The organism is Amycolatopsis sp. GA6-003 (assembly GCF_046267895.1).
Lineage (GTDB): Bacteria > Actinomycetota > Actinomycetes > Mycobacteriales > Pseudonocardiaceae > Amycolatopsis.
The window spans coordinates 1,482,761-1,501,740 of sequence record NZ_CP176499.1; the positions used below are offsets into that span (position 1 = coordinate 1,482,761).

Annotated in this window: 18 protein-coding genes; 8 read left to right on the forward strand and 10 right to left on the reverse strand. The window is 70.7% G+C overall.

Annotated features, from left to right (window positions below; translation table 11 throughout):
- Nucleotides 1-39 precede the first annotated feature (39 nt).
- Nucleotides 40-249, reverse strand: coding sequence for an MbtH family protein (locus tag F9C12_RS06290; protein WP_409181024.1), 210 nt, complete (start codon nucleotides 247-249; stop codon nucleotides 40-42).
- A gap of 151 nt (nucleotides 250-400) precedes the next feature.
- Here F9C12_RS06290 and F9C12_RS06295 point away from each other — a divergent pair, with 151 nt between their 5' ends.
- Nucleotides 401-3,505: an amino acid adenylation domain-containing protein gene (locus tag F9C12_RS06295; protein WP_409465138.1), complete on the forward strand. Its 3,105-nt coding sequence runs from the start codon at nucleotides 401-403 to the stop codon at nucleotides 3,503-3,505.
- A 149-nt stretch (nucleotides 3,506-3,654) separates the two neighbouring features.
- Here F9C12_RS06295 and F9C12_RS06300 read toward each other — a convergent pair whose 3' ends face one another.
- From F9C12_RS06300 to F9C12_RS06315, 4 genes are all read right to left on the reverse strand, one after another.
- On the reverse strand, nucleotides 3,655-5,478 hold the full coding sequence (locus F9C12_RS06300; RefSeq protein WP_409465139.1) for an amino acid adenylation domain-containing protein: 1,824 nt from the start codon (nucleotides 5,476-5,478) through the stop codon (nucleotides 3,655-3,657).
- 93 nt (nucleotides 5,479-5,571) lie between these two features.
- Nucleotides 5,572-6,195: a hypothetical protein gene (locus F9C12_RS06305; RefSeq protein WP_409465140.1), complete on the reverse strand. Its 624-nt coding sequence runs from the start codon at nucleotides 6,193-6,195 to the stop codon at nucleotides 5,572-5,574.
- Nucleotides 6,196-6,203: 8 nt separating this feature from the next.
- Nucleotides 6,204-6,608 carry a hypothetical protein gene (locus F9C12_RS06310; RefSeq protein ID WP_409465141.1) on the reverse strand — a complete coding sequence of 135 codons (405 nt, stop codon included), beginning with the start codon at nucleotides 6,606-6,608 and terminating at the stop codon, nucleotides 6,204-6,206.
- 29 nt (nucleotides 6,609-6,637) lie between these two features.
- Nucleotides 6,638-7,252 carry a TetR/AcrR family transcriptional regulator gene (locus F9C12_RS06315; RefSeq protein WP_409465142.1) on the reverse strand — a complete coding sequence of 205 codons (615 nt, stop codon included), beginning with the start codon at nucleotides 7,250-7,252 and terminating at the stop codon, nucleotides 6,638-6,640.
- A 40-nt stretch (nucleotides 7,253-7,292) separates the two neighbouring features.
- Here F9C12_RS06315 and F9C12_RS06320 point away from each other — a divergent pair, with 40 nt between their 5' ends.
- From F9C12_RS06320 to F9C12_RS06345, 6 genes are all read left to right on the forward strand, one after another.
- Nucleotides 7,293-8,126, forward strand: a complete 834-nt coding sequence (locus F9C12_RS06320) for an aldo/keto reductase (RefSeq protein WP_409465143.1) — start codon at nucleotides 7,293-7,295, stop codon at nucleotides 8,124-8,126.
- 2 nt (nucleotides 8,127-8,128) lie between these two features.
- The gene (locus F9C12_RS06325; RefSeq protein ID WP_409465144.1) at nucleotides 8,129-8,452 is read left to right on the forward strand and encodes a DMT family transporter; all 324 of its coding nucleotides are present in this window, start codon (nucleotides 8,129-8,131) and stop codon (nucleotides 8,450-8,452) included.
- A gap of 414 nt (nucleotides 8,453-8,866) precedes the next feature.
- The gene (locus F9C12_RS06330) at nucleotides 8,867-9,718 is read left to right on the forward strand and encodes a geranyl diphosphate 2-C-methyltransferase (protein WP_409181033.1); all 852 of its coding nucleotides are present in this window, start codon (nucleotides 8,867-8,869) and stop codon (nucleotides 9,716-9,718) included.
- Between the two features lie 8 nt (nucleotides 9,719-9,726).
- A complete protein-coding gene (locus F9C12_RS06335) occupies nucleotides 9,727-10,842 on the forward strand; it encodes a family 2 encapsulin nanocompartment cargo protein terpene cyclase (protein ID WP_409181034.1) in 1,116 nt (371 codons plus the stop codon).
- Nucleotides 10,843-10,885: 43 nt separating this feature from the next.
- On the forward strand, nucleotides 10,886-12,301 hold the full coding sequence (locus F9C12_RS06340; protein WP_409181035.1) for a family 2B encapsulin nanocompartment shell protein: 1,416 nt from the start codon (nucleotides 10,886-10,888) through the stop codon (nucleotides 12,299-12,301).
- A 5-nt stretch (nucleotides 12,302-12,306) separates the two neighbouring features.
- Entirely contained in the window at nucleotides 12,307-13,704 is a 1,398-nt protein-coding gene (locus tag F9C12_RS06345) for a family 2B encapsulin nanocompartment shell protein (RefSeq protein WP_409465145.1), read from the forward strand.
- Nucleotides 13,705-13,999: 295 nt separating this feature from the next.
- Here the strand turns inward: F9C12_RS06345 and F9C12_RS06350 are convergent, their stop codons facing one another.
- From F9C12_RS06350 to F9C12_RS06360, 3 genes are all read right to left on the reverse strand, one after another.
- Entirely contained in the window at nucleotides 14,000-14,536 is a 537-nt protein-coding gene (locus F9C12_RS06350; protein ID WP_409181037.1) for a snapalysin family zinc-dependent metalloprotease, read from the reverse strand.
- A 38-nt stretch (nucleotides 14,537-14,574) separates the two neighbouring features.
- Nucleotides 14,575-15,270 (reverse strand): S1 family peptidase, encoded by a 696-nt coding sequence (locus tag F9C12_RS06355; protein WP_409465146.1) that lies wholly within the window; start codon nucleotides 15,268-15,270, stop codon nucleotides 14,575-14,577.
- Nucleotides 15,271-15,726: 456 nt separating this feature from the next.
- Entirely contained in the window at nucleotides 15,727-15,858 is a 132-nt protein-coding gene (locus F9C12_RS06360; RefSeq protein ID WP_409181039.1) for a hypothetical protein, read from the reverse strand.
- Here F9C12_RS06360 and F9C12_RS06365 point away from each other — a divergent pair.
- On the forward strand, nucleotides 15,857-16,777 hold the full coding sequence (locus F9C12_RS06365; RefSeq protein WP_409181040.1) for a S1 family peptidase: 921 nt from the start codon (nucleotides 15,857-15,859) through the stop codon (nucleotides 16,775-16,777). The genes F9C12_RS06360 and F9C12_RS06365 overlap by 2 nt on opposite strands.
- 305 nt (nucleotides 16,778-17,082) lie before the next feature.
- Here F9C12_RS06365 and F9C12_RS06370 read toward each other — a convergent pair whose 3' ends face one another.
- Nucleotides 17,083-17,280, reverse strand: coding sequence for an MbtH family protein (locus F9C12_RS06370; protein ID WP_409181041.1), 198 nt, complete (start codon nucleotides 17,278-17,280; stop codon nucleotides 17,083-17,085).
- Between the two features lie 19 nt (nucleotides 17,281-17,299).
- On the reverse strand, nucleotides 17,300-18,526 hold the full coding sequence (locus F9C12_RS06375) for an MFS transporter (protein ID WP_409181042.1): 1,227 nt from the start codon (nucleotides 18,524-18,526) through the stop codon (nucleotides 17,300-17,302).
- Nucleotides 18,527-18,980: the final 454 nt, after the last annotated feature.

An 18,980-nucleotide genomic window follows, 5' to 3' on the forward strand; every position in this document is an offset into this window, starting at 1 on the left:
GCGGACAAGCCGGGCGAGGAACCCGCACGGACCCGGCAGCTAGGCCGAAGCCTCCGCGCGCATCCGCTCGCGCAGGCTCTTCGGCCGCATGTCCGTCCACACCTCGTCGATGTGGTCGAGGCATTCCTGCTTCGAACCGCGTTTGCCCTCGTACCGCCAGCCCGCCGGCAGTTCGCGGTCCACCAGCCAGATCGAGTACTGCTCCTCGTCGTTGAGCACGACGCCGTAAGTGCGCTCGTCCTCGCTCATCCGGTCCTCCTCGTTCTCGCGCCGGGCACACCCGTCCCGTCGCGAGCCGAGCCTTCCCGTGCGCGCGGCGGCGCGACAGAGAAGAACGCGCAGCAACGAGCGCACTGTCCCGGCTCTGGCCCGGCACCCGGCGAGCAGCCACCCTGGCGCCATGACCATGCCCGGCGACCTGCCGCTGTCCTTCTCGCAGGAAAGACTGTGGTTCCTCGACGCGTTGCGGCCCGGCGGGACCGAATACCTCCTCCCGCTGCTGCTGCGCGTGCGCGGCAAGCTGGACGTCGCCGCGCTGAGCCGTTCGCTCGACGCGTTCGTCGCCCGGCACGAGGTGCTGCGGACGCGGTACCGCAGCCGCGAGGGCGTGCCGGTCCAGGTGGTCGGGCAGCCGCAGCCGGTGCCGCTGCCGATCGAAGGCGTCACGCACGCCGAGCTGGACACCGTCGTCGCGGCCGAGCTGGCGGTGCCGTTCGACCTCTCGGCGGACCTGCCGTTGCGGGCCCGGCTGCTCCGTCTCGACGCGCGCGAGCACGTGCTGCTGATCGTCGTGCACCACATCGCCTTCGACGGCGCGTCCTGGGACGTTCTCGCCGCCGAACTCGCCGAGTTCTACCGCGCGTTCCACGCCGGAACGCTGCCCGAGCTGCCCGCCCTGCCGGTCCAGTACGCCGATTTCGCGCTCTGGCAACGGGAAGACGCCCGGACCCGGCTCGCCGGCCAGCTCTCCTACTGGCGCGAACGGCTCGCCGGGCTCGCCCCGCTGGAACTGCCGGCCGACCGCCCCCGGGGCCCGGTGTGGGATCCGGCCGGGGCCTCCGTGCGAATCGAGGTCCCCGCCGCGCTCGCGGAACGGCTCACCGCGCTCGGGCGCTCCCGGCGGGCGACGCCGTTCATGGTCCTGCTGGCCGCCTACCAGGTCTTTCTCGCCCGGCACACCGGCGGCACGGACGTCGCGGTCGGCTGCCCGGTCGCCGGGCGCACCCCGGCCGAGGTCGAGGGACTGGCCGGATTCTTCGTCAACACCCTCGTGCTGCGCGCGGACCTCGGCGGCGACCCGGCGTTCACGGCCTTCCTCGACCAGGTGTCCGGCACCGCGCTGGACGCCTTCGGCAACCAGGACGTCCCCTTCGACTGGCTCGTCGGCGAATTCGAACCGGACCGCGATCTCTCCCGCAATCCGCTGGTGCAAGCGTTTTTCGGGCTGCACGAGGTGCCCGAACGGCGGTTCCGGCTGCCCGGGCTGGACGTCGAAGAGTCCGATGTGGACTGGACCGCCGCGTCGTTCGATCTCGGCCTGCAGTTCGAGCATCGCCCCGACGGCTCGCTCACCGGCACGCTCACCTATCCGACCGCCCTGTTCGAGCCCGCGACAGCGCACCGCCTCGCCGCCCGGTTCCAGCGCCTGCTGGAAAGCATCGCCGACAATCCGGCGCGACGGCTGAGCGAACTGACGCTGACCCCTGCCGCAGAACTCGCTTTGCTGGCGGACTGGGCAACGGCCCCGGGCTACGATGTCGCACCAGGCTGTTTCCCCGACCTGTTCGCCCAGCGAGCAGCCGAAACCCCGGACCACCTCGCGGTCCACTGCAGCGGCCAGGAACTGACCTACGCCCAGCTCGACGCAGCGGCCAACCGGCTGGCCCGGTACCTGCGCGCGAACGGGCTCGGCCCGGAAGCGACGGTCGGAGTCTGCCTCGAACGCAGCGTCAACGCCGTGGTCGCGCTCGTCGGCGTCCTCAAATCCGGTGCGGCGTATGTCCCGTTCGATCCCGCCAACCCGCCCGAGCGGCTGGCCTATCTCGTCGAGGACGCGCGCACCGCCGCAGTCATCACCGAGGAACGCTACGCCGGGCTATTCGCCGACGCCGGCTGTCCAGTCATCGACCTCGACCAGACCGCGGACTCCTCTTCGGACAGTCCGGAATGGACAATCGACCCGGCCCAACTCGCTTACGTCATCTACACTTCTGGCTCGACCGGGCGGCCGAAGGGCGTCCAGATCCAGCACGGCTCCTACGCCGAACACGCACAGCTCATCGCCCGGGAATACGGGATCACCGCGGCCGACCGGGTGCTGTCGCTCGCGTCGCTGGCCTTCGACGGTTCGCTGGAGCAGATCGGCGCGCCGCTGCTGGCCGGCGCGTCGGTGGTGCTGAGCGACCCGCTGTTCTGGGAACCGGAGGAACTCGCCGACCAGCTCGGCCGGCACCGGATCACCAGCGTCAACATCACCCCGGCCTACTACCGGGAACTGCTGGGCGTGCTCGCGCCGCGCGATCCGCGGGTCGCGCACCTGAACCTGGTGAACGTCGGCGCGGACGTCGTCACCGCCGAAGACGCCCGGCGCTGGCGCGAACTGCGGTCGCCCGGCCGTTTCCTGGCCTGCTACGGCCCGACCGAGGCGACGATCTCCAGCATGCTGCAGTGGGCCGACGACGCCGATCTCGACGCCCCCAGCCTGCCGATCGGCCGTCCGGTGGCCGCGACCAGCGCGTACGTGCTCGACCCGGCCGGGCGGCCGGCGCCGGTCGGCGTACCCGGCGAACTGCACCTCGGCGGCCTGCGCGTGGCCCGCGGCTATCTGCGCCGTCCCGGGCTGACCGCGGACAAGTTCGCGCCGGACCCGTACTCGGCCGGCGCGCGGCTGTACCGCACCGGCGACCTCGCCCGGTTCCGCTCGGACGGGACCGTCGAATTCCTCGGGCGGCTCGACCGGCAGGTCAAGATCCGCGGTTTCCGGATCGAACTCGGCGAGATCGAAGCCGCCCTCGACGCGCATCCCGCGGTGCGCGCGGCCGCGGTCGTGGTGAAGGACCTGCCGGAGCGGACGCTGGTCGCCTATGTCGTCGCAGCCTCCGGCGAGCCGGATTTCGCCGCGCTGCGGGCAAGTCTGCGGTCGCAGCTGCCGGATTACCTGGTCCCGGCGCACTGGGTCGCGATGGCCGCGCTGCCGCTGACGCCGAGCAAGAAGGTGGACCGCGCGGCGCTGCCGGACCCGTCGATCGAGGACGCGGTGCGCGCCGAACCGATCGCGCAGCCGTCGTCCCCGGTGGAGCACGCGCTGGCGGACATCTGGCGGGAAGTGCTGCGGGTGGAGGAAATCAGCGTCCACGACGACTTCTTCCGCATCGGCGGGCATTCCCTGCTGGCCACCCGGGTGCTCGCGCGGATCCGGAAGAAGCTCGGGGTCCGGGTCTCGCTGCGGGATCTCTTCGCCGCCCGGACGGTCGCCGAACTGGCCACGGTCATCGAACGAGCCTGAAACCCCGTTGCTCCGCGGTGCGGGACGGCAAAGACACGGCCGTCGAGAGGTCCGAGCTCACGAACAACGCGAAACGAGGAGGTGCGCCACGGCCCGGCGCACCTCCTCGAGGAGAGCAAGCTCCTAGTCGCCAAGGAGCCCGGGCCCGCTCAGCCCAGCGCGTGCTCCACGTCCACATCGGACAGTCCGGCCACGTACTCCGCCACCGCCCGGTGCACCTGCGCCGCCAGCGATTCGACCGTCGACGCCTCGAACACCACGCTCACCGGCAGCTCCACCGGGAACCGCTCCCCCAGCAACGCCACCACCCGGGTCGCCAGCAGCGAGTGCCCGCCCAGGTCAGCGAAGAAATCGTCGTGCACGCCGACGCGTTCGAGGTCCAGCAATTCCCGCCACACCTCGGCGACCGCCTCCTCGACCGGCGTCCTCGGCGCGACGAACTCCTTAACCGATCCCGCTTCCTCCGGCTCCGGCAGCGCCGCGCGGTCCACCTTGCCGTTGGGCGTGATCGGCAGCTCGTCGAGCCAGGACCACAGCGAGGGCACCAAATGCGCGGGCAGCCGTGCGAGCAGGAATTCCCGCAACTCCGCCGCCGCGGGCCGTTCGGCGACCACGTACGCGGCCAGCACCCGGTCGCCGCCGTCGCGTTCGTACGGCACCACCACGGCTGACCGGACGAGCGGATGCGCCGTCAGCGCCGCTTCCACTTCTCCCGGCTCCACCCGGAAACCCCGGATCTTGACCTGCTGGTCGAGCCGTCCGAAGAAGGCGAACGCCCCGTCCGGCCGGAGCGCGACCTCGTCGCCGGTGCGATAGAGCCGTCCGCCGCCGCCGGCCGGGTCGGGGACGAAGCGTTCCGCGGTCAGCGCCGGGCGGCGGAAATAGCCGCGCGCGACGCCAGGGCCGCCGAGCAGCAGCTCGCCCCGCTCGCCGGGTGCGACCGGCACTCCGTCGGCATCGGCGACGTACGCGTGCGTGTTCGCGATCGGCTTGCCGATGGGGATCGGCCCGGCGGTGTCGGCGACCGTCATTCCCCGGTGCACGCAAGCGAAAGTCGTGCACTCCGTCGGGCCGTAGCCGTTGCTCATCTCGGCCCCGAGTTCTTCGATCACCCGCCGCGCCTGCACCGGCGGCACGACGTCGCCGCCCGCGATGACGTGCCGCACCCCGGCGAGCGCGGTCACCCGGTCGTCGACCACGTGCCCGAACAGCCCGGAGCTGAGCCACACCGTGGTGACCCCGAACCGGCGCACCGCCTCCTCGATCGACGCCGCGGCCGGCACTCCCGGCGGCAGCACCGCCAGCGTCGCGCCGGTGGCGAGCGCGCCCCACAGCTCGAACGTCGACACGTCGAAGCACAACGACGTGAGCAGCAGGAACACCTCTCCCGGACCGAACTCGGCGAATCCGGAGCCGTGCACCAGCCGGACCACGCCGCGGTGCGGCACCTGCACGCCCTTCGGCAGGCCGGTGGAGCCGGAGGTGTACATCTGGTAGATCAGGTTGTCCGGCGCCGCCTTCGTCTCCGGCGGAGTGTCCGGCCACCCGCTGAGGTCGGCCTCGTCGGCGAGAACCACCGTCGGCGCGGCTTGCACCCGGTCCGCCAGCGCGCGTTCGGTGACCGCGACGGTCGCGCCGGAGTCGCCGAGCATGAACGCGAGCCGCTCGGGCGGATAAGCCGGGTCGAGCGGGACGTAATAGCCGCCCGCCTTGAGGATGCCGAGCATCGCGACCAGCAGCGTCGTCCCGCGCTCCATGCACAGCGCGACCGGCGTCTCGGGCCCGATCCCCTGTGCCCGCAGCGAATGCGCGAACCGGTTGGCGAGCCGGTCCAGCTCGCCGTAGCCGAGCCGTTCGTCGCCGTACCGCACGGCCACGGCGTCCGGCGCGGCGGCGGCGTGCTGGGCGAACAGCTCGTGCACGCACAGGTCGGGCAGCGGCACGTCCGCGCCGCGCTCAGGCTGCATGGTCATGAAGGCGTCCTCCCGCGTCGAACGGTTCAGACTGGAGCATGGCCAGGGCTTCGCGGGCGGGCCAGAGACGAACGCGCAGACATCACCGCAACGTCAGCGTCTCAGCGGCCGCCGGACCCCGAGCCACGCGCTCCACCCGAACAATCCGGCCAGCAACGCCGCCGACACCCCCAGCAGCAGATCGAGCGGCAGCGCCGCCGGGTCCAGCTGATCCGCCCGATGCGCCGCGACGATGCCCGCCGGGTCCTCGACGACGGCGACCTTCTCGCCCGCTTTCATCCGCGATTTCACCGACAGGTCCTCGGCCAGCAGCGTCCCGTCCGGCCGGTCGACGCGCGCGGTGCAGGCGGTGCCGCCCTTGACGTGATGGCATTCGGACGAAACCGCGGTCGCGCGGTATCTGTCCCCGTGCGCCGCCAGGAAACCGACCGACGTCACCCCGACGGACCCGAGATAGAAGGCAGTCAGCAGGAAGCCGCCGAGGAGGAACCAGCCGCGTCCGGAGAACATGAACGCCGCGGCGGTCGCCAAGGCGGCGAGCAGGAGCCCGAAGAGCAAGGCCGCCGCGGACGCCACCGGACTCGAGCTGACGAACCCCACCGCCGCCGCCGCGCCGAGGACCACCACCGCGACCCAGCACCACCCGGCACGCAGAGCGACGGCCCGACCGCTCGCCGGAGCGGAATCCCTTGCCACAGCGGGCTTTCTCGCGGACACACCGCGAATCATGACACGCCGGACCCCGATCTCGGCCATCGGCGGGCGTGCTGCCCCTCAGCCGGGAAGAACGACCGCGCCGGCACCAGCAATCCGGCCAGCGAGAGCGCCGCGAAGACCGCCTGATGGACGTGGTCGGTCCCCGGCGGCAGGCCGAACACCAGATGCGCCAGCCAGAACACCGGGTAGAACCACAGCGCGAACCACGCCCACCGTTGCCCGGCGCGGAACGGGAACACCGCGATCAGCCCGCCGAACAAGCCAAGCCCGGCGGTGGCGAGCGCGTCGGCGCGGTAGAGCAGCGGGTCCCCGGCGGGCGGCACCACAGCGACGACGATCCCGAACCCGAGGATCCCCGCGCTGACCGCCGCGAGGCAGACCCAGCCGATCCGCATCGGCGCGCCGCCGTTCATCCGGCGAATGTACCCCGCACCGGACCCGCTCAGCCCGTTTCCGGCAGCGCGGCTGCCAGCCGGCGCAGCGCCTTCTTCACCGCCGCGACCGGCAACCCGCGCTCATGCCGTTGATTCTGGTACAGATCGGGCGCCAGCGGAGCCAGCAGCACGTCCGGCAGCGCCTCGTCCTTCAGCCCGGCCTCCCGGACCTGCGCCGCCACGAAAACCCGCCAGAACCCGTACGCCCCGGTCCGATACCGCCGGGCCCCGGTCTCCGCGCCCAGCGCCAGCGGCAGGTGCCGCTCCAGCAAATCGACCATCGCGTCGTAAAACGCCACCAGCCGCTCCCGCGGCGGAGCACCCGGGCCGAGCGGCGGCGGCCCGGACAGCATCGCTTCCTGCAGCCGCCGCTCGTGCTCGTCCAGCAGCGCGACGGCGACCGCGGCGACGCTGTCGTAGCGCCGGTACAGCGTGCCGCGGCCGACGCCCGCCGCCGCGGCCAGGTCGCCCATGGTGATGTCCGGGCCTTTCGCGGCGAACAACCGCTCGGCCGCGGCGAGGATCCGCCGCCGGTTCGCCGCGGCGTCCGCCCGCTCGGTGACTGGCTTGCCGTTCACCCCGTCACTGTATCTGGACATCGTGTCCGGATCGAGTAGAGTCATAAGTGGACACAGTGTCCACCTGACTGATGGGGGTCGCACCATGCACTCGTTCACGCTCGCCGGCCGCACCGTCTCCCGGATCGGCTACGGGACCATGCAGCTCGCCGGGCCGAAAGCCATGGGCGAACCGGCCGATCCGGAGCGCGCGAAGGCCGCCGTCCGCGCGGCCGTCGACGCGGGCGTCCGGTTGATCGACACGTCTGGCTACTACGGGCCCGAGGTCGCGAACCGCCTGCTCGCCGAGGCGCTGCGCCCGTACCCGGAGGACCTGCTGCTCGCCACCAAGGTCGGCGCGCGCCGCAGCCCGGACGGCGGGTTCGTCGCGGACGCCGCGCCGGAAGCGGTGCGGGCAGCCGTCCGGGACAACCTCGCGCAACTCGGCGTCGAGCGGCTTCCGTTGGTGCACGCCAGGTTCATGCCGGACAGCACCGTGCCGTGGACGGAGACCGTCGGCGCGCTCGCCGAACTGCGCGACGAAGGCCTGCTCGAACACGTCGGCGTTTCGAACGTCACCCTCGAGTTGCTGGACCAGGCGCGCGCGGTCACGCCGGTCGCCTCGGTCGAGAACGAGCACCACGTCGGGCATCGCGGCGGCCGGGACGTGCTCGACGCCGCCACCGCCGCCGGGATCCCGTATCTGGCGTTCCGCCCGCTCGGCAACGGAGCGCTGGTCCAGGAGAATTCGCCGGTCGCGCGGCACGCCCGGCAGCTCGGCGTTCCAGCGGCGACGCTGGCGCTCGCCTGGCTCCTGGACCTCGCGCCGAACGTCGCCGCCATTCCCGGCACGAGCGACCCGGACCACCTCGCCGATCTCCTGGCCGCCGGGGAACTGGCGCTGCCGTCCGAGGTCCGCGCCGCGCTCGACGAGGCCTGACGATGAGCTGGATCGCCGTTTTCGCGGCCGGGCTGCTCGAAATCGCCTGGGCGCACAGCATTCGCCTCACCGACGGGTTCACCAAACTTGTCCCGACGCTCGGCTGCGGAGCGCTCACCGTCCTCGTGCTGTACGTGCTGAACGTCGGCATGAAGACGGTCCCGGTCGGGACGGCGTACGCGGTGTTCGTCGGGATCGGCGCGGTCGGCACGGCTGTCGTCGGGATCTTCTGGCTTCACGAAACCGTGAGCGGGCCGCGGATCCTCGCGCTCGCGCTGATCGTCGGCGGCGTCGTCCTGCTGCAGCTGGCCTCCCGGACCGCCTGACGCGCCGGGCCGGTCCCCGCGGCGCCCGGCCCGGGACCGGCTCGCCCGCGCGATCCGGCGGAGTTCCGCGGCCCGGAACCGCTTCGGCCCATCGGGCGTCACCCGTCTGCCAGGATCGCCCACGGGCTGTCGCCCGCCGTCATCCGCCCGTGTCCGCTGCGGCATCGAACGAGGCCCGGCGGCCGGGCCGCGAACACCCCGCAGGAGTGGCTTCCTAGGCCAGAAGAGGCACGCCGGAGCGCTCCCGCCAGCCCGCGAGTGAATTCCCGCGAATCGTCTTGTCCGCGCAAAAGAATCCTCGCTAGCCTCGGACGCAGAGGGAGAAAAGCCGAGCGCCCCGCCGCGAGACGAACGGCGCCGGCGCAGTTCACCGCGCGCCGACCGGAAATCGCATTCCGGAAAAGGGAGTACATGATGACGTCTGTTGCCCGTCCGGTTGCCCGCACCGCGTATCAGCAATCGGTCGCCGACTACTGGAACGCCGAAAAGGATCCGGTCAACCTGCGCCTCGGCGACATCGACGGGCTGTACCACCACCACTACGGAATCGGCGACTACGATCCGTCCGTCCTGGACGGACGCGGCGAGAAACGGGACAAGGCGATCATCGCCGAAATGCACCGGCTGGAGACCGCGCAGTCGCAGTTTCTGCTGCGGCACCTCGGAGACATCGCCCCGACCGACCGGCTGCTCGACGCCGGGTGCGGGCGCGGCGGCACGAGCGTGCAGGCGCACCAGCGGTTCGGCTGCCGGGTGGACGGCATCTCCATTTCCGAACAGCAGGTCGATTTCGCCAATGAACAGGCCCGGCTGCGCGGAATCGACGATTCGGTGCGATTCCATCTCCGGAACATGCTCGACACCGGATTCGAAAGCGGCGATTTCGCCGGGATCTGGAACAACGAGAGCACGATGTACGTCGACCTGCCCGAGCTTTTCGCCGAACACGCGCGGCAGCTCGCCCCGGGCGGCCGATTCGTCACCATCACCGGGTGCTACAACGACCTGACCGGCGGGCGTTCGCGCGCGGTGAGCCAGATCGACCAGCATTACATCTGCAATATCCACGCGCGCGGCGACTATTTCGCGGCGCTGGCCGCCACCGGCTTCGTCCCGATCGCCGTCGTGGACCTGACCGAGGCGACGATCCCGTACTGGGAACTGCGCGAGCAGTCGTCCGTCGCGACCGGCATTGAACAGCCGTTCCTGACCGCCTACCGCGAGGGCAGCTTCCACTACCTGCTCATCGCCGCCGACCGCGTCTGAGGGCCGCCATGTCCGGAATCGCGGCCGTCCGCCCCGACCTGGCGTGCCCGTCCTCGCTCTGGGCGGGCCCGGCCGGGCTGGGGACCTCGGCGGCGCGGATCGCGGCGCAGTTCGCGCCTCCGTCCGGCGGGCAGGACCCGGCGTACGCGGAACGGGAGTGGGGCGACGGCAGCGCGTCGCCGCTGTACTGCCCGGTCGTGCGGCGGGTGGACGACCCGCTCGCCGAGGAGGTGGACCGGCGGCTCGTCGCGTGGGCGGCGGACTGCGGGTTCGAAGGAAAGGGACTGGACCAGATCGCGCACGCCGGCTTCGGCAGGCTGGCGATGCTCGCCCACCCGGACTCCTCCGATCCCGACCGGCTGCTGATCGCCGCGCAGCTCAACGCGGTGTGGTGGGCGGCCGACGACTACTACGCCGACGACAGCTCCCTCGGCGCCTCGCCGACCGAACTCCCGCCGCGGCTGGCGCTCGTGATGGCCGCGATGGACCCGGTCGCGCCCGCCGGCGAGTTCACCGCGCCGCTGGAGGAGGCGCTGCGGGCGGACCCGATCCGGGTCGGCTTCCATTCCGCGGTCGACCATCTCGGCAGGCACGGTTCGCCGGTGCTGGTCCAGCGGGTCTGCTATTCGACGTTCGCGATGTTCGTCAGCTGGGACGCCTACGCCGCGTGGCGCCACACCGGCCGCTACCCCCCGGCCTGGGAGTACCTGGCGGCCCGCCAGCACGACAGTTTCTACACGTCGATGACCCTGATCGACGCCGTCGGCGGGTACGAGCTGCCCGCGCCCTTCTACTACGACCCGCGCGTGCGGGAGGCGATGATGCGCGCGGGCACCGCGACCGTCCTGGTCAACGACCTCCATTCGGTGGCCAAGGACGCGGCCGACGAGAACCCGGTCTGCAACATGGTGCTGCAGATCGCCGCCGACCGGAACTGCCCGGTCTCCGAGGCGGTCGAGACCACGGTCGCGCTGCACAACCGGATCGTGCGCGAGTTCGAACAGGGGCACCGCGCCCTGCTCGCGATCCCGTCGCCGGAACTGCAGCGCTTCCTCGCCGGCGTCCGCGACTGGATGGGCGGCGGCTTCGAATGGCACGCCACGAACCCTCGCTACCGATCCTGAACCCGGCCCCAGGCCTGGCAACCGAAGACAAGGTGGTTTCGCTGTGACTGTCACCGATCCGGTCGACTCCGCGGACGTGGAAGACCAGGAACCTCTGAGCCTAGGCCGCGCGGCGGCGCGGCAGCTGGCCACGACCACGAAGTCCGTGCCGCAGATGCAGGGCATCAGCTCGCGGTGGCTGCTGAAGGTGCTGCCGTGGGTCGAGGTGTCCGCGGGCACCTACCGCGTCAACCGGCGGCTGAGCTACACCGTCGGCGACGGCCGGGTCACGTTCGCGACCAGCGGCTCCGAGGTCCGGGTCATCCCGCCCGAGCTCGGCGAGCTCGCGCCGCTGCGCGGATTCGACGACGAGGCGGCGCTGACCGAGCTGGCCGGCCGGTTCGAGCAGCGCGAGTACCAGCCGGGCGACGTGCTGGCCGAATTCGGCAGCCGCGCCGACCAGGTTTTCCTCATCGCGCACGGCAAGATCACCAAGGCCGGCGTCGGCTCCTACGGCGACCAGACGGTGCTCGGCACGCTCGTGGACGGCGACTACTTCGGCGAGAACGTGCTCACCACCTCGGACGGGATCTGGGAGTACACCGCCAAGGCGGTCACCGCGGCGACCGTGCTGACGTTGTCGCGCCAGGAATTCGAAGGCGTGCTGAACCGCTCGGAAGAGCTGCGAGCGCACCTCGACGCCTTCCTCGCGGGCGGGGACACGGCCCGCAACGAGCACGGCGAGGCCGAGATCGCCCTCGCCGCCGGGCACGACGGCGAACCGCGGCTGCCCGGCACGTTCGTCGACTACGACAGCTCGCCGCGCGAGTACGAGCTGAGCGTCGCGCAGACCGTGCTGCGGGTCCACAGCCGGGTCGCCGACCTCTACAGCGAGCCGATGAACCAGACCGAGCAGCAGTTGCGGCTCACCGTCGAGGCGCTGCGGGAGCGGCAGGAGCACGAGCTGGTCAACAACCCCGATTTCGGCCTGCTGAACAACGCCGACTTCGACCAGCGGGTGCCCACCCGCACCGGCCCGCCGACGCCGGACGACTTCGACGAGCTGCTCTCGCTGGTGTGGAAGGACCCCGGGTTCTTCCTCGCGCACCCGAAGACGATCGCGGCGTTCGGGCGGGAATGCAGCAAGGCCGGGATCTACCCCGGCTCGGTCGACCTCGGCGGCCACCAGGTGCCGTCGTGGCGCGGCGTGCCGATCCTGCCGTGCAACAAGATCCCGGTCACCGAGACCCGCACCAGCTCGGTGCTGCTGATGCGGACCGGCGAGCAGGCCCAAGGCGTCGTCGGGCTGCACCAGACCGGGCTGCCCGACGAGTACCAGCCGGGCCTCAACGTGCGGTTCATGGGCATCAACGAGCAGGCCATCCTGTCCTACCTGGTCTCGGCCTACTATTCCGCCGCCGTCCTCGTGCCCGACGCGCTCGCCGTGCTGGAAGCCGCCGAAATCGGCCGGGAGGGCTGAGCCCGGTGCCCGTCACGGAACACGCGGAACCCCAGGAGCAGCAGCTCTCCCTCGGCGTCAAGGCGGCCCGCACCCTCGCCACGACCACCAAGTCGCTGCCGCAGATGCGCTCGATCACCCCGCGGTGGCTGCTGTCGCAGCTGCCGTGGGTCGAGGTGCCCGGCGGCAGCTACCGGGTCAACCGGCGGCTCACCTACACCGTCGGCGACGGCAAGGTGAGCTTCTTCCAGACCGGAGCGCGGGTGCAGGTCGTCCCGCTGGAGCTGACCGAAATCGAGCTGCTGCGCGGGTTCGCCGACGAAACGGCGCTCGGCGCGCTGGCCGACGCGTTCGAACAGCGCGAGTACGAGGCGGGCGCCACGCTCGTCACCGCCGGGCAGGCGCTGGACCAGCTCGTGCTCGTCGTGCACGGCAAGGTCACCCGGCACGGCCCCGGGCAGTACGGCGCCGAGACCCTCCTGGGCACCTCCACCGACGGCGATCATTTCGGCGGCGAGCTGCTCACCGGGGACGACGCCGCCTGGAGGTTCACCGCCCGCGCCGCCACCAGGGTGGTCGCCCTCGTGCTGCCCGCCGGTTCGTACGCCCGGCTCAACGGCAGGCTCGATTCGCTGCGCGCGCACGTCGCCCAGGCCGCGTCCCAGCCGCGGAAACCGCAGAACCACAAGGGCGAGGCGAACATCGCCCTGTCCGCGGGCCACGACGGCGAACCGGTCCTCGCCGGGACCTACGTCGACTACGAGCCGTCGCCGCGCGAGTACGACCTCGCGGTGGCGCAAACGGTCCTGCGGGTGCACACGCGCGTCACCGATCTGTACAACGACCCGATGAACCAGTTCGAGCAGCAATTGCGGCTCACCGTCGAAGCGCTGCGGGAACGGCAGGAGCACGAACTGGTCAACAACCCGGATTTCGGCCTGCTGCACAATGCCGACCTCAAAAACCGGATCACCACGCGCACCGGCCCGCCGACGCCGGGAGATCTGGACGAACTGCTCTGCCGCCGGCGCAAAACGCGCTTGTTCCTCGCCCATCCGCGGGCGATCGCGGCGATCGGCCGGGAATGCACGAGGGCGGGCATTTACCCGGAGCCGGTCGTGGTGAACGGGAAACGCGTGATGGCGTGGCGCGGGGTCCCGATCCTGCCGTGCGACAAAATCCCGGTGAGCGAGGCGGGCGCCACTTCGGTGCTGGCGATGCGCACCGGGGAAGACGACGCGGGCGTCATCGGATTGCGGCCGAAATCCCTCGCCGACGAATACCGGCCGGGCCTGAATGTGCGGTTCATGGGCATCAACGACCGCGCGGTCTCGTCCTATTTGGTCAGTGCCTACCACTCGGTCGCGGTCCTGGTGCCGGACGCGCTGGGGATTCTGGACGATGTGGAGGTGGCCCGCGCCTGAGCCACGGCGGTGCTCGCCGGACGCGTGCTGCTTCCGGCGAGCGTCGCCGTATCAACGGCAATCTTCTTGCCCACAACCGAACCCGGCCAACGCCGACCGCAGCACCGCGACCCGCGCACCGGGAATTTTCAGCGATGTGGCGACTGCACACGCCTGAGCCACGGCGGCGCTCGACGGAAGCAGCACGCTTCCGGCGAGCACCGCCGTACCAACAAAAATCTTGTTTCCCGCAACCGAACCCGGCCAAACGCCGATCACTCCGCCGCGATCCGCGCGCCGGGCACGCTCCGCGGGATCAGCGGTAGATGTGCTTGTCCGGCAGCCTAACCGTCACGAACCCGTTGGCGAAGTTGGCCTCCACCTGGGCCGCCTCCTGGGCGTCGGGCATCGCGTTCTTGCACGTGATTCCCGGGCCGTGGCCGGACATCAGTTCCGAGCACGGGCCCTCGTAGTGGTCGGGGAGGCCGAGGTTGTGGCCGATCTCGTGGGCGATGATCCGGGTCGGGTCGTTGCCCTCGGCGACCTGCTGGGTGTCGATGTAGATGTCGCCGGTGCCGTGGCCGTCGGTTTGCGTGTAGGAGCCGCCGCCGGTGGTTTCGTGCATGATGATCGTGGCGGCGCCGCCGCTGTTCAGGTGGACGTTGTGCACCGAGTTGTTCCAGTTCGCCGCGGCTTGGGCGGCCTCGGACTGGTAGTCGGGCAGGCCGCTGGCGTCGTAGTAGAGTTCGACCGCGTCCAGCGGGGCGGCCGAGGCCGGGACGGCTCCGGTCAGCGGCAGCGCCAGCGCGACGGCCGCGCCCGCGGCCAGGCGGCCAAAGCGGTGCAGGGTCATGGTTTTTCCTCTCCACACGAGGGTTTCCGGGGCAGGGGTCAGCTTCCGATCTGCTGCTGGATCCACGACTGGTACTGGGCGATGCCGGTGTAGAGCGTGGTGGTGGCGCATTCGCCGCCGTTGTCGCCGGGGCCGTGGGTTTCGCCTACCAGCGTCCAGTTCCCGGTGGTGCCGACGATCGCCGGGCCGCCCGAATCGCCGTGGCACGCGGAATGCGCGTAGTCGCCGGAGATGCAGACGTCGCCCGCGCCGCCGCCGCCCTCCGCGCACGCACTGCTGTCGAGGACCTGAAGGTCGATCTGCTGCAGGGTTTGCGGCGTCTGGCAGTTGGGCCAGCTCGTGCAGCCCCAGCCGAGCAGCCGCGCGCCCGTTCCCGGCGCCGGGTTGCTCTGCGCCATCGCGACCGGCGCGGACTGGGCGGGCTGGCTCAGGTGCATCATGGTGAGATCGGTGCCCTGATTGGTGATCACGTTGTCGATCTGGCCGACTTCGCCGGAGTTGATGTCGGTGGAACCGATCCGCGCCTGCGAGGCGTACCCGCAGTGGTGCGCGGTGATGATCCACTGGGGCGCGACGAGGCTTCCGCCGCAGCCGTTGTCCAGGGACACCATGAACGAGTAGGTTTCGGTGGCGTCGCTGCCTCCGATGATGGCCGGCTGCGCCGCGACCGCCGGTGCGGCGGCTCCGAACAGCAGGGCCGCCGCGCCCATCACCGCCAGCATGATTTTCCGCATCGTTTTCCCTTCCATAGCAGCCATTCCCGCCGATCGCGGGAGTGGAGTTCGGCCCGGGATACGGCCGGGGGACGACTTCGCGGGCGCCGGGCCCGCGACGGAAACCACAGAGTCCCAGGGCCGCCGGAGTACGAACACCGTCGAAAGGAGGGACAAGGCCGGAAGCCGAACCGTGCGCGGCGGCACGAACTTCGATTACCGGGATGAACCGAACGCGGAATAAGCGGTTCCGGTTCAGCATCCGCGCAGTTCAGCGCGCCGCTAATGAGGCAAGGACTTCCGTTCAGCGGACGGCGGGCGCCACTGAACAGCAAAACCGAACGGGATTCGCGACTTTCGTGGGTATAAGCGATTGCCCGGCGTCCCTAAACTGCGAATTGCGCCCGCATTCGCTGACCGCGGCGCGCCATCGTCCTATTCGCGAGAAACGGAGATGTGCATGATCCCAGCACTCAGTCAAAGACGCGGACGCGGCACCGCCGCCTTCGCCGCGGCGGTTCTGGCCGCTGGATCAGTTTTCGCCGCCTCGGGCGTCGCGGCCGCGCAGCCCTCGGCGGCGCCGCTGAACGCGAGAGCCGCGACCGCCATGTCCGCCAGCATCGCGAAGTCGCTCGGCGACCGCACCGTGGGCTCGTTCTACGACAAAGCCACCTCGAGCCTGACGGTGACCGTCACCGACCAGGCTGCCGCCGACCAGGTCCGCGCGGCCGGCGCGACGCCGAAGTTCGTGAAATACCGTGCGTCGCAACTGAAAGCGGTCACCGCGGAGCTCGCCCGCACGGCGAGCGTCCCCGGCACCGCGTGGCGCGTCGACCCGCGAACCGGCCAGGTGCTCGTCACCGCCGACTCGACGGTGACCGGAGCCAAGCTCGCCCAGGTGACCACCGCCGTGCACCGCTTCGGCGACAAGGCCCGTTTCGCCCGGACAAAGGGCGAACTGCGCCCGCTGATCAGCGGCGGCGACGCGATCTGGGGCCAGGGCCTGCGCTGCTCGCTGGGCTTCAACGTGCACACCTCGGGCGGCCAGGCCGCGATCCTCACGGCCGGCCACTGCGGCGTGGCCACCAACGACTGGTGGGCCGACCAGGGCAACTCGCAGCACATCGCCAGCACGTCCGGCGCGAACTTCCCGGGCACGGACTACTCCTACGCCACCTACGACCCCGGCGTGGACGCCCCGAGCGCCGTGAACACCGGCCAGCAAATCACCGCGGCAGGCGACGCGACAGTAGGCGAAACCGTCACCCGCAGCGGCTCGACGACCGGCGTGCACGACGGCCAGGTCACCGCACTGGACGCCACGGTGAACTACCAGGAAGGCAGCGTAAGCGGCCTGATCGACACCACAGTCTGCGCAGAACCCGGCGACAGCGGCGGCTCGCTCTTCGACGGAGCCACCGCACTGGGCCTCACCTCGGGTGGCAGCGGAGACTGCAACTCCGGCGGAGAAACCTTCTTCCAGCCAGTCCCAGCCGCACTGAGCGCCTACGGACTGACCCTGCCGTAACAGAAAAAGAGGGAGCCCTGAGGGAATGCAATTCCCTCAGGGCTCCCCTCACGTCCCGAAAACCGCCGCCACTGCACCCAACGAGCGAGGCACCCAGCCCTAAACCGCCGCCGCTGCACCCAAACAGCGAGGCACCCAGCCCCTCCCCCGCACCCCGACACGAAGCCTCCCTGCGGTTCGGGGGTGCTTGTCAAGGCATCTTTCCCGCCTTGACAAGCACCCCCGAACCGTCAGCACAATCAAGCTTCGGGGTGCCCCACGCAACCCCGCAGCAATGTCGCCCGCCAGGGCGACGAGCCAAACCCCTACTCAGCAGCCATCCTCTCCCGAAGAGAACGAGGCCGCATATCCGTCCACACCTCGTCCACGTGGCTCATGCACTCCTCCCGGCTCCCCCGCATCCCGTCCGGCCGCCACCCGGCAGGAACCTCCTTGTCCGCGGGCCACAACGAATACTGCTCCTCGTCATTGACCAAAACCTGAAAAACGGCACCGTCGTCCATCACATCTCCCTTTCGTCCGTCACTGAGAAGCCTCGAGAACCCGACCCGCCGCGGGCAACCCCCGCAAAGTCCGGCTGAACGTAGTCAACAAAGTAACCACCGCAATAGCCCCGCTGCACACCAACACAGCCGGAACCGCGGGCAACGCCTCAACCAGCCACCCGCCCAACGCGGGCCCAGCCGCGGCAGCCAACCCGCCGGTCACCCCGATCACCCCGCCAAGCCGCCCCCGCAACCCATCCGGAGTGGACAACAACTGATAGGTCGCGATCGCAGTATTAGCCCCCGGCGGCAAAAACGCAATCCCCGCGAACAACACCCCCATCACATACCCATTATGAACGAACACGGCCAGCGGAGTCAGCAAAGTCAACGCCCAAAAAACCCCGATCACGAGACCGTAAGCACTGAGCCACCGATGCAGATAAGGCGCGGCCAACGACCCCAAGATCCCCCCGGCGCCCAGCATAGCCGCCATCACGCCAATCTCCCCGGAGGGCACTCCGCGCTCACTGGCCAGCACGATAATCACCAAATAATAAGCGGAAAAAAACAAATTCAAACTGACCACGCACAAGACCGTCACCCGCAGCGAAGCCCGCCCCCACACCCACCGCAGCCCCTCGACGATCTCCCGCCCCAGATGCCGCGGCCCGCCCTCCGTCCGCTCCGGCTCCTTGGGCAGCCGCACGAACACCAGCGACACGAACGCGAACACGTGCGCGACCACGTCGAAGAGGAACGGAACCACCCGCCCCACCGCGAAGAGAAACCCGCCGAGCGCGGTCCCGGACAACTGCCCCGCGCTGGTCCGGGCGGCGTTCATCGCCACCGCCGAAGGCACCTGCTCCTCCGCCACCAGTTTCGGCAGGCTCGCTTCCTCCGCCGGCTCGAACAACGCCCGGCTCAACCCCATCACGACGGCGACCGCCACCAGCATCCACACCTGCGCGACGCCCCAGTGCAACGCGAGCACCAGCCCGCCCGCGGCGACCGCCTGCACCGCCTCGCACCCGAGCATGATCCGCTTCCGCGGCCACCGGTCCACCAACGCCCCGGCGGGCAGCCCGGCGACCAGCTGGCTGATCGCGACCGCCCCGAGCACGAGCCCGGACTGCGCCGCCGACCCGGTGAGCGCCAGCACCAGCAGCGGAAAGGCGATGGTGGTCGTGTTGAACCCGGCCTCGGACACGACCTGCCCCGTCCAGAGAAGCCGATAGTCGCGATTGCCCGCGATCCCGCTCATGCCCCGCCTCCCCGAACTCCCGCGCCACCCGCCGCGGCAGCCCCGAACTCGGCAGCGCAGCCCACCTCGCCCGAGCACCGCGCTCGGCAACTCCCGGCAAGCCCGCTCGCAACTCCCGCGACGCGAGCCCCAGGCACATCCGGCTCAGCGGCAACGCCCACCTGACCCGCATACCGCGCTCGGTTGCCGCCGATCGTCCGGCTCGTCGCTCGGCTCTCAGCGGAAGCAACGCCCGCCGCACCCACGACATCGGCCGCGGCGCACCCGCAACCAGCGGCACGACGACTCCCGCCACAAACCCCGCCCGGCACCCGGCCCACAACAGCAGCAGTGCGCACCGAACCGATCGCAGCGAACCCGTGCCCCGCTGCGCGGCGGCCCCCGAGAACCCCGCCCGGCGCCCGGCCCTCCACGGCAGCAACACTCACCGCACCCACGACATCGGCCGCGGCGC

Excerpts from the sequence above, each read along its gene's own strand:
- F9C12_RS06350 (WP_409181037.1), bottom strand. The coding sequence starts at position 14,536 with ATGACCCTGCACCGCTTTGGCCGCCTGGCCGCGGGCGCGGCCGTCGCG.
- F9C12_RS06360 (WP_409181039.1), bottom strand. The coding sequence starts at position 15,858 with ATGGCGGTCGCGGCTCTCGCGTTCAGCGGCGCCGCCGAGGGCTGCGCG.
- F9C12_RS06355 (WP_409465146.1), bottom strand. The coding sequence starts at position 15,270 with ATGCGGAAAATCATGCTGGCGGTGATGGGCGCGGCGGCCCTGCTGTTC.
- F9C12_RS06370 (WP_409181041.1), bottom strand. The coding sequence starts at position 17,280 with ATGGACGACGGTGCCGTTTTTCAGGTTTTGGTCAATGACGAGGAGCAG.
- F9C12_RS06320 (WP_409465143.1), top strand. The coding sequence starts at position 7,293 with ATGCACTCGTTCACGCTCGCCGGCCGCACCGTCTCCCGGATCGGCTAC.
- F9C12_RS06300 (WP_409465139.1), bottom strand. The coding sequence starts at position 5,478 with ATGACCATGCAGCCTGAGCGCGGCGCGGACGTGCCGCTGCCCGACCTG.
- F9C12_RS06295 (WP_409465138.1), top strand. The coding sequence starts at position 401 with ATGACCATGCCCGGCGACCTGCCGCTGTCCTTCTCGCAGGAAAGACTG.
- F9C12_RS06330 (WP_409181033.1), top strand. The coding sequence starts at position 8,867 with ATGACGTCTGTTGCCCGTCCGGTTGCCCGCACCGCGTATCAGCAATCG.
- F9C12_RS06310 (WP_409465141.1), bottom strand. The coding sequence starts at position 6,608 with ATGAACGGCGGCGCGCCGATGCGGATCGGCTGGGTCTGCCTCGCGGCG.
- F9C12_RS06325 (WP_409465144.1), top strand. The coding sequence starts at position 8,129 with ATGAGCTGGATCGCCGTTTTCGCGGCCGGGCTGCTCGAAATCGCCTGG.
- F9C12_RS06335 (WP_409181034.1), top strand. The coding sequence starts at position 9,727 with ATGTCCGGAATCGCGGCCGTCCGCCCCGACCTGGCGTGCCCGTCCTCG.
- F9C12_RS06375 (WP_409181042.1), bottom strand. The coding sequence starts at position 18,526 with ATGAGCGGGATCGCGGGCAATCGCGACTATCGGCTTCTCTGGACGGGG.
- F9C12_RS06315 (WP_409465142.1), bottom strand. The coding sequence starts at position 7,252 with ATGACTCTACTCGATCCGGACACGATGTCCAGATACAGTGACGGGGTG.
- F9C12_RS06365 (WP_409181040.1), top strand. The coding sequence starts at position 15,857 with ATGTCCGCCAGCATCGCGAAGTCGCTCGGCGACCGCACCGTGGGCTCG.
- F9C12_RS06290 (WP_409181024.1), bottom strand. The coding sequence starts at position 249 with ATGAGCGAGGACGAGCGCACTTACGGCGTCGTGCTCAACGACGAGGAG.